Below are 9,804 nucleotides of genomic sequence, written 5' to 3'. Positions count from 1 at the left end.
CAAACCCGAAGAGTATGTTAATCTCATACAACCTCAAACATCATAAACAACAATAATAGCTCTTGAAAACATCCTCTACCGACATCTTTATCCTTATAACAAACAAACAATTCATCCATACCTCTCTCCCCACCCCTCAAAATCTCCACGCTTAATAAAAGAGCAAACCGGCACCATCATTATAAACAGCCCTCAATATTGCGACAGCCCCCTTGGTTCTTAAAAGGATTCATAAGAGGGACACCTTTCTTGTACAGTTTTTACCCACAAGAGCCCCGCTTGTGACGTGCAAGCAAATAGTTATGATTGACAAAACATAAACAAATTTAAAGTTAAGAGAACCTTGCGGTATTCAGGGTTTTAATTCAATATAAAGAACGCTATGTTATCATTATAAATCAATATGTTGCAAACGCGCCGACAAAGCATATTTTTAAAACACATTCACCCATCAATTTTTCTCATAACATACCAGCATGATTTTTTAGGCACACAATTCTAATTTTATTCAATTCTGTTTGCAAAAGTTTAAAATGAGACAAATTTCAAGGCTCTCATTCAAAAAGCGAAAGAATGAATTCTCATTATCAATGAACATCTTTCTCGTATAAACAGCAATAAAGCAATCCCCACTATGCCTCAATGAAATAAAAGGGGGACTCCCATTCAATGCCCTACCGTAAAAGCAGCCTCCTCAGAACTAAAAGAAAATCAACAGACAACATCACCACATCTGCTCTCATCCCCAAACTGGACGACCTAACGCAATACCTTGCTATCTTACGATAGGAGATAAAAGAATAATGGGTCTATGGAGGCATTCACAAGAGGCGCACACCCGTTGTTTTTAAAGCCTGTTTAAAGGCGCATAAAAAAACATCATGCATAAACGGCTCAAATCCCTTTCGTTCCATCTTGAGAGACAGAAGCAATACGCAAGAGATTTGTCGCTCCAGGCGTTCCAAGGGGAACCCCAGCTGTCACAAGAAAGCGATCTCCCCCTTTGCAAAAGCCTTCCTGAAATGCAATGGCTGCTGCACGATCAACCATATCCTCTAAACTCCGTGCATCTTGCGTGACCACACAATGAAGCCCCCAAACTAAAGCCAAACGCCGTGCTGTTTCCACAATGGGCGATAAAGCAATAATCGGTCTATTAGGGCGTTCACGAGAGGCACGCACCCCCGTTGTTCCGGAAGCCGTATAGGCAACGATAGCTGATAGCGCAAGTGTTTCAGCAATCTGACGCGCAGCAAGAGAAATCGCATCCGTTCCTGTTGATTCTGGTGCTGGATGTTGTGCCCCAACCTGAGCGGCATAAGTGTGATCTTGTTCGATTTGCCGCGCGATTCGGTCCATCATAAGCACAGCTTCTTCAGGATAGCGACCAGAAGCAGATTCAGCAGACAACATCACCGCATCTGTTCCTGCATAAACTGCTGTAGCAACATCCGACACTTCTGCGCGTGTCGGAACAGAAGATGTGATCATTGATTCGAGCATTTGTGTTGCCACCACAACAGGCTTCCCTGCTAAACGACAAGCTTTTATGAGCTCCATCTGAAGTGCAGGAACCCTTTCCAAAGGCATTTCCACTCCAAGATCACCCCGTGCAATCATAATACCATCGGATACATCAATAATTTTCTCTATATGCTCTAAGGCTTGAGGCTTTTCGATTTTAGCCATCAAAGACACCTTGCTTTTCGTCAACCGACGCACCGCCATAATATCTTCTGGACGTTGAATAAAAGAAAGAGCAACCCAATCAACAGGCTGCTGTAAAAGAGCCTGAAGATCCTCCTTATCTTTTGACGTCATCGAATCAAAAGGCAAAATTGTATCGGGAAAACTGACACCCTTTCGATCAGAAATACGTGTTCCAGCAACCACGCGACATTGTACAGAATGACCATCACAAACTTGCGCACGCAGTTCCAGTTTTCCGTCATCAATTAATAACCGATCCCCTGGTTTAACAGCCGAAAATACATCCTCATGAGGGAAAAAAACACGCTGTGCATCACCTAACACATCGCGATTATCTAACGTAAAGCTTTGCCCAACACGCAAATCTTCTTGACCCTTAGTAAAACGACCCACACGCAGTTTTGGCCCCTGAAGATCCACTAAAATACCAATGGGTCGCCGAACTGTTTTTTCAACTTCTCGTATAGACTTGACCAAATCACCCATCATATCACGGTCAGTATGGCTCATATTAAGACGAAAAACATCTGCTCCTGCCCTAAAAAGCTTCTCAATCATTTCACTGGAAAAAGAAGAAGGACCAAGAGTCGCAATAATTTTCACTTTACGTGCACGTTTCACGGTGGAGAATTTCCTGAAAGAGAAGGGACAACTGAATTGTTTAACAAAGACTCATCCGTCAACTGTATCATCCAACTGGTTTGATTTCCGGTATCGATTTCTTTAAATTCAGCCTTTTGATATCCTCGAGGGAAACAATCATGAACCCCTTGAATGGTAAATTGGCTATCTTGCACACACATGGTTACAGAGCCTGCCCAATTCCCTTTTTTTTGTGCCCCTTCCGCATAAAAATAATAAAACCGTGAAGCAAGAGGCCCTTCAATTAAGGTTTTACACTCCGTCACGGGTACCGTCCACCAGCCTTCGCTCACCCACCCTGAAAATGTACGATATCCAAGAGCAACCCCTACAGACTGTTGGGTTGTATTACAAACCCTAAAGTCAGCTTTTGCAAAAACAACAAGGGAAAACAAGAGCAAAATGCTCAAGAGAAAAACCTTCAATCCTTTCTGAAACACCCAATATCGTTTTTTTAAAATCACAAAACTTCCTCTATAATGTCAAATTCTCAAAAGAAATTACACACTTCTTTTTCAAAAGCTTTTCAAGTCTAAAACGTATATTTTTATATTTTTCTTTTTATAGCCCTTTTATCAATGCATATATCTTAAAAATTTTACAAAATATTTAAAGTCAATTTGTAAAAAAACAGTGTAGCTTGATTTGCTTTTTGTTTTTCAAGCTTTTTCAACATAAATTCGTCGTCGAAAAACAACTTAGAATATATAACTTGGAGAAAAATACAATGAACGATACAGTAACCGATCAAACACACGCCATATCCGTAAACCAATTACGCTCTTTTATCGAACGTATTGAACGACTAGAAGAAGAGAAAAAAACCATTTCTGATGATATTAAAGACGTTTACACTGAACTTAAAGGCTCTGGTTTTGATAGTAAAGCCGTTCGCAGCATTATACGGTTGCGTAAAAAAGAAGAGCATGAACGAATGGAAGAAGAAGCAATCATTGAGCTTTATAAAAATGCGCTTGGTATGAGTTAAAGCTATTGATAAAATTGGAAAATTTCTTAAGAAAAGAAAATGCAAAAAAACAAATGAATGTATAAAAATTTCACCCAATAATAAGCTGTTTGTGTAACTTGTAACGAGACTATCGGTCACAAAATACACAATATTGCAACAGCCCTCACATTAAAAGGATTTATACAGAGCATTTTTATCCCTCTCCTCCAATCATTTTTATCCACACAACCCCTCACTTGTACGCCAATCCAATTTGTGATGTGCAAGAGAGGTAATTTTTATGATTAAACATCAATAGATTTGAAATGAGAAAGTCTTACGATATTAAGGACTCTCTTCCTTCAAATTGAAAAAATGAATTATGATGATAAATCAATTCATTATCTACAAAAAGAAACATATAAAGTGGTCAGCAGTTGAAATCCGCTAAATGAGAGTCTGAACTGTTTACAAAAGAAGAGCTGGTTAAGGATCTTTATCTTTTAGGATAGGCAGAAATTCGGCATATTTACACATTTGATAAAAAGCCCCTTGATAGAACTTTTAATAAAACTTTATTCGAATCTATTAACGGACTCATACAGATCATTGATTCGAGAGGTTAGAACGTGGTCTCTCCATTTTCCAGAAATCATCAAATAGTCTTTGGCATAGCCTTCTTTTTCAAAATGAAGGCGTTTTAATAAACGTTCGCTTTTTATGTTCTCAGGTCTATAATTTGCCATCACTCTATGCAGATGATAAACATAAAAGATATGGCGTATTAGAGCCGATAAACTCTCAAACATGAGACCTTTGCCTTGTTGTTTTTCATCAAGAGAAAAACCAAGATGACAGGCTTGAAAAACACCCCGAACCACATTTGTAAAGTTGACAACACCGATGACTGTGTTTTCATTTTTTAATCGTACAGCATATCGGTATGCTTGTCCTTGTGCATTTTCATAAGCAAATGCATTGGCTCGTGTTTCCCAAGCTGTTAGGCTGTGGTAACCATCAGATCTTAACGGTTCAAAAGAACGCAGATGATTCGCATTACGGAGGTAATAAGAAGACAGTTCAGCTGCATCTTCTAAACCGATCAATGTGGAAATTGTTCGCTTTGTTTTAATTGCTATCATTTTCTCCTCCTAGAAATGTTACAATAACACGTTGATTTATCCTAACAAATCATCATTTTTAAACTTAAATCATAACGTCGAATACAGTAAGCTTTCCTCATCACAACACTTCTTACGTTAGAATCAATGAGGATCATTTGCTTTTCCGTCATAAGCGGAGGTGTGGTATGTTTAAAGCATAAGGTAAAGACAAGGGAATGTTTTTTACGAATGCTCTCAAGTTCCAAGGAGCCCTGTAGCAACATTGGGGACTGGCAAAGTGTGTAATGGAACTGGTATACTTCCATATACAAAATTTTGAAAAAACTCACGGCAAAGATAGTTTTGTTTCTTTGCCTTGTAAACTCAGAGCACGCTTGTTTTGCGCTATCATATCACTGCCCACATACAAAACCCAATGACCATCACCTTGAAAAGCTATATGTTACAGTGGGATTTAAAAAGTTTCTGCCATGACTCATCAACAACACTGTTCCCGCTAAATCAGCCACAAACTCTTGTAACAAATCCAAGAAAAGTGATAATGCAATACAAATCTTTTAAAATGTTTTAGACATTACCGTGAACACGCTTCCATTTCTTCGCGTAAAATTTCAAGTTCTAACCATTCTTCTTCTTTTTGTGTGCAAGTATTTTTCTTTTTTTCCAACGCTGTTGATAAACGCTCAAAACGCTCTTTATCACTGCGATAAAGGGCTGGATCAGAGAGCTCTTGTTCAATTTTTTTGATTTCGTCCTGCAAAACAGCAATTTCTTCAGGCAATTTTTCCAATGCATAAACCTGCTTATAAGACAATTTACCTCGTGTTTTTTTCTCCCGCCCTATCAAGCCATGATCTGTTGATGTGTCCTGCTTTGAAAGCTTTCCCGCATGAAATTTTGAAGATGCATTACGCTGCGATAATTCTGTTTTTTTGCGTTGTAAACTCAGAGCATGCTGGTTTTGCGCCATCATATCACTATAACCGCCCGCATACAAAACCCACTGACCATCACCTTGAGGTGCCAACATATGCGTTACAGTACGATCTAAAAAGTCTCTGTCATGGCTAACCAACAATACTGTTCCCGCAAAATCAGCAATAAATTCTTGCAACAAATCCAAAGTTTCCATATCCAAATCATTGGTCGGTTCATCAAGAATCAAAAAGTTTGCAGGACGTGAAAGAAGTCGTGCAAGCATGAGGCGTGCTCTTTCTCCCCCGGAAAATTCTTTAAGGGGAGTGCGTGCTTGTTCCGGTGAAAATAAAAAGTCTTTCATATAAGAAACGACATGCCGCTCTTGTCCATTGATCACAAGAGTGTCACCTCTTCCTCCCGTTAAATAATGCGCTAAAGTTTCTTCTTCATTTAAAATACGTTGCTGATCAAGCAATGCCATAGAGAGGTTATAGCCATGCCTCACCGTTCCACTATCCACGGCTTCTTGCCCAATTAATGCAGAAATGAGAGTTGTCTTTCCGATTCCATTGGGTCCTACCAAACCGATCCGATCACCACGCTGAATGCGCAAAGAGAAATCTTTCACGATAATGCGATCACCATAGGATTTTGAAATTTTCTTTGCTTCAAGCACCAATTGCCCAGAATCATGACTTTTCGCTGCTGTCAAAAGTGCATTTCCCAGCTGCCCTTTATAGGTTTGATGACGCTGTCTTAAGTCTTTTAATTCGCCTAAGCGCCGTACATTACGCTTACGCCGTGCGCTCACACCATAACGCAACCATTGCTCTTCACGAACAATTTGGCGCCCCAATTTATGCTGTTCGATGGCTTCTTCTTCCAGTGCTTTATCACGCCAATTTTCAAACTCAGAAAAACGCTTTTCCAGTCTTTTGGTTGTGCCACGATCAAGCCATACCGTTGACCGCGTAACATTTTCTAAAAATCGCCGATCATGGGAAATCACCACCATCGCTGAACGCAAAGAACACAAAACAGCTTCCAGCCATTCAATGGTTGGTAAATCAAGATGGTTGGTTGGTTCATCTAAGAACAAAATATCGGGTTTTGCAGCAATGGCCCGTAACAACGAAACACGTCGCTTTTCGCCTCCCGAAAGCGTTTCCAATTTTTCCGCCCCCGAAAACCCTAAATTTGTGCGAAGCGTATTGATCCACTGGACATCAGATGTACTGTCCAGCCCCGCTTCCATATAAGCGTTAATATCTTCAAATCCTGAACAATCCGGATTTTGTGAGACATAACGGAGCGTTACTCGCGGGTGGCGAAAAATTTCGCCACCATGAGGCTCTAATATTCCAGCGGCAATTTTTAATAAGGTCGATTTTCCACAACCATTACGGCCGACCAGCGCAATACGCGCCCCCTGCTCAACCGATAAAGAAGCTTGATTGAGCAAAGGCGTTTTTCCAAAATTTAAGAAAATGCGGTCAAGCCGCAGAAGCGGCACCGCCATTAACGAACGCGGCGCGGACAAGGTGCTTTATACATCACCCCTCTTGCATCACGGTAAGCACATAATTGTCGTACAGGGACTCTTTGTGCACAAGGTGCTTGGTAAACATGCCCTCTACGACCACGATACGTGCACAATTGTGATGCCTGTCTTTGTTGTTTTCTTTGATTTGCAGCTGCACCTGTTACTGTTCCAGCCAAAGCACCAAATGCTGCACCGGTAAGTGCTGCTCCAGGAGTACTTCCAGCAATAGCAGTTCCAGCCAAAGCACCAATTGCTGCTCCTCCTACGCCGTAACGTGCAACGCGTTCATCGTTTGTGGTACAAGCAACTGAACTGAAACCAATGGCTGAAACAACAGCCACTTTAAAAATTGATTTTAGCATATCAAAACCTTTCCTTCTCAAGATCAATACATAATATATCGTTTATGTCGGCACTTAATCACTATGCCCCCCCCTGCCTTATTCAAAATATTATTGGAAGAGCTTTATGGAATAGGCACAGACGCTAACAATATAGCTTTTCCAGAACCTAAATGGCAAGAAAAGGTTCCACAAATACGGTTAGAAAGTGTTAAAGAAGAGCCAAATGACACATTTTTGTCACAAATTGGCCATTTTACCCCTTTAAGAGTTAAGCCTTTTAAATCAGAAAAACCGATAATACTAAACAAACATCCCTTAGGCAAATCATACGAACAGGGTTTTGACAAAACCGGCCAGCCTTCTTCCAAACCGCTTGTCAACAACACTGAAATGCCCCTTTCAGCCATCATTAACGCTTGCGTCATATGAGAAAGGCTATGATCACTTCGCTCACCTCCCAAAGCACCGCACAAAATAAGCTTTTTAGCGCCATTTTGCAGCGCTCTTTCACAAGCCAGAGCACTATCTGTCATATCTTTATCAGAGGGAAAAACTTCACGCGGAACATGACTATATTTGCGTATTAAATTCTCATCTGACGAATCAAAATCGCCTAACCACAACTCAGGCGACACATTAAGCGCTGCCGCATGACGCATACCACCATCAGCAGCAATCACCCGACTGTTTTGAATTTGATTAAGCAAACGATCAGTGATATGAACATCTCCATTTAATAATATCGTAAATGTTGTCATGCCATACTTTGCCTTTCACAAAATTTCCTTTACAGCGCATCCTTTTATAAGTGAGAGTCATTTTTTATAAACAAAAAGCGTGATATAGCCCAACGAATCCTTATCCCTAATGTCTTTCTTAAAGAAACATACGATACAAAGATACAAAAGATACAAATGCAATTTGCCAAATTACTCCGCAGAAATAATGTGCACCATGGTCCAACGCACCCCATTTTTCAACGCAATTTTCTTTTTCACTCGTGCCTGTATAAAGCCACTCTCATAAGTTTAACGTTTCTCCTTTCGGCTTGTCATACGCCCCTCTCTCAAAATGATAAGCTTTCTTCCACTTCTTCTAAAACAATCAAACGTACCAACAATCACAATATCTATGTCACATTAAGCGCTTTGCAACACCCGCGTATTTTGCAAATGTATGGCGGCGCTTATTATAATGCAAAACTTGAACACCTTTTAGCAAAGATTGTCCGTAAACTGACAGTTGCATCCCATAGTTCTCATCAAAACTATTCTGTAACAATTTTAAACTCAGAAAGTATTAACGCATTTGCGCTCCCCAATGGCGCAATCTACATCACTCGTGGTATGCTGGCATTAGCCAATGATTCTTCAGAAGTTGCAGCCATTTTAGCCCATGAGATAGCACATATTAGAGCCAATCATGGCATTTTACGCCTGCAAAAAGAAGCCCAATTAAAGATGGCAAATCACATATCTTCACATCTTCTTTCTTCTATTGGCAAAAAACTTCATAACCCTGTGCAAAACAAGCAACAACTCGCGCAATTTTCCCGCAATCAAGAGCTGGAAGCTGATTCCCTTGCACTTGAAATGCTCCAACAAGCAGGATATGATCCATTTGCTTCACCGCGCTTTCTTCAAACAATGGAAGCCTATAGTGCTTTGCGTAATATCTCCGGCACTCAAAATGCTTCTCTAGATTTTCTAGCTTCTCACCCAACCACCCCTCAACGCATTCGGCTTGCGATAGAAAAGGCGCGTAAAATCAGTAAAGGGAATAGTAAAACAACCGATCGCGATTCTTTTCTCAAAAGCATTGATGGCATGATTTTTGGAGGAGGGTTTTATACAGGTTTTGTACGAGGTAACCAATTTATTCACCCACAGTTGCGCATAGCTTTTTCTGTTCCAAATAATTTTACAATAGAACATTCAGCACACACTGTTTGGGCCAGTGGACCAGATAAAATTGCGATTCGTTTTGATGCTATTCCGCATCCTACTGGAATATCTGCGAGTGATTATTTGAAAAGCGGCTGGATTATCGGGCTAGACCAATCATCTATCCGCCCCATCACAATTCAAAGTCTCCCCAGTCAAGAGTTTACGCGTCAAGGATTCCAAAGCCAAAGTTTACTTGGAGCACGAGCCCATGCTACCAATGAGCAATGGCAATTTGATGTAGTTGTCATTCCATTCAACAACCATATCTTTCGTTTTCTGACAGCCGCCCCACATAATTCTCAAAATTTTGTAGAGGTTGCCCAAAAAACGCTACAAAGCTTTCATTCTCTTTCATCTTCACAATTAAAAAAACTGAAGCCCTTAAAAATCCGTGTTGTCCGCGTTAAACAAGGAGAAAACGTTGCAAACCTAGCCAATAAAATGCAACACACACCAGATAAAGAAAAACTCTTTCGCATCCTCAACGCCCTCTCACCAACACAAACTTTACCCGCAGGTACAAAAGTGAAAATTATTACAGAATAAGCCTTTTTCTCATCTTCTACAGCTTTGATTCTTTTCTATCTGTATCATGTCCTCCCCCTTAAAGCATATTCGAAAATAAAGA

At 40.4% G+C, this 9,804-nt stretch carries 8 protein-coding genes; 2 read left to right on the top strand and 6 right to left on the bottom strand.

Features of this window, described 5'->3' with window-relative positions; all coding sequences use genetic code 11:
• Window positions 1-894 precede the first annotated feature (894 nt).
• Together pyk and ACFIKE_RS00900 are read right to left on the bottom strand one after the other, a co-directional pair.
• Window positions 895-2,331: a pyruvate kinase gene (pyk, locus tag ACFIKE_RS00905; protein ID WP_375626580.1), complete on the bottom strand. Its 1,437-nt coding sequence runs from the start codon at window positions 2,329-2,331 to the stop codon at window positions 895-897.
• Entirely contained in the window at window positions 2,328-2,816 is a 489-nt protein-coding gene (locus ACFIKE_RS00900) for a DUF1036 domain-containing protein (RefSeq protein WP_375625243.1), read from the bottom strand. The genes pyk and ACFIKE_RS00900 overlap by 4 nt, the downstream gene beginning before the upstream one ends.
• A gap of 263 nt (window positions 2,817-3,079) precedes the next feature.
• On the opposite strand from ACFIKE_RS00900, the gene ACFIKE_RS00895 reads away from it, so the two are divergent.
• Window positions 3,080-3,340, top strand: coding sequence for a DUF2312 domain-containing protein (locus tag ACFIKE_RS00895; RefSeq protein ID WP_039760779.1), 261 nt, complete (start codon window positions 3,080-3,082; stop codon window positions 3,338-3,340).
• A gap of 536 nt (window positions 3,341-3,876) precedes the next feature.
• Here ACFIKE_RS00895 and rimJ read toward each other — a convergent pair.
• The 4 genes from rimJ to ACFIKE_RS00875 all read right to left on the bottom strand — a co-directional run bounded on the left by rimJ (window position 3,877) and on the right by ACFIKE_RS00875 (window position 7,988).
• A complete protein-coding gene (gene rimJ / locus ACFIKE_RS00890; RefSeq protein ID WP_375648184.1) occupies window positions 3,877-4,443 on the bottom strand; it encodes a ribosomal protein S5-alanine N-acetyltransferase in 567 nt (188 codons plus the stop codon).
• A 556-nt stretch (window positions 4,444-4,999) separates the two neighbouring features.
• Window positions 5,000-6,862, bottom strand: a complete 1,863-nt coding sequence (locus ACFIKE_RS00885) for an ABC-F family ATP-binding cassette domain-containing protein (protein ID WP_375648189.1) — start codon at window positions 6,860-6,862, stop codon at window positions 5,000-5,002.
• Window positions 6,862-7,248, bottom strand: a complete 387-nt coding sequence (locus tag ACFIKE_RS00880) for a hypothetical protein (RefSeq protein WP_375625241.1) — start codon at window positions 7,246-7,248, stop codon at window positions 6,862-6,864. The genes ACFIKE_RS00885 and ACFIKE_RS00880 overlap by 1 nt, the downstream gene beginning before the upstream one ends.
• Before the next feature lie 104 nt (window positions 7,249-7,352).
• On the bottom strand, window positions 7,353-7,988 hold the full coding sequence (locus tag ACFIKE_RS00875; RefSeq protein WP_375625240.1) for a thiamine diphosphokinase: 636 nt from the start codon (window positions 7,986-7,988) through the stop codon (window positions 7,353-7,355).
• Window positions 7,989-8,144: 156 nt separating this feature from the next.
• Here ACFIKE_RS00875 and ACFIKE_RS00870 point away from each other — a divergent pair, with 156 nt between their 5' ends.
• Window positions 8,145-9,722, top strand: a complete 1,578-nt coding sequence (locus ACFIKE_RS00870; protein WP_375648183.1) for a M48 family metalloprotease — start codon at window positions 8,145-8,147, stop codon at window positions 9,720-9,722.
• The last annotated feature ends 82 nt before the right edge of the window (window positions 9,723-9,804 follow it).

It is taken from the genome of Bartonella sp. MU70NMGDW, assembly GCF_042194085.1.
Taxonomy (GTDB): domain Bacteria; phylum Pseudomonadota; class Alphaproteobacteria; order Rhizobiales; family Rhizobiaceae; genus Bartonella; species Bartonella grahamii.
The sequence above is the reverse complement of the archived record's forward strand: the minus strand, read 5'-3'. Positions and strand labels throughout refer to the sequence as shown.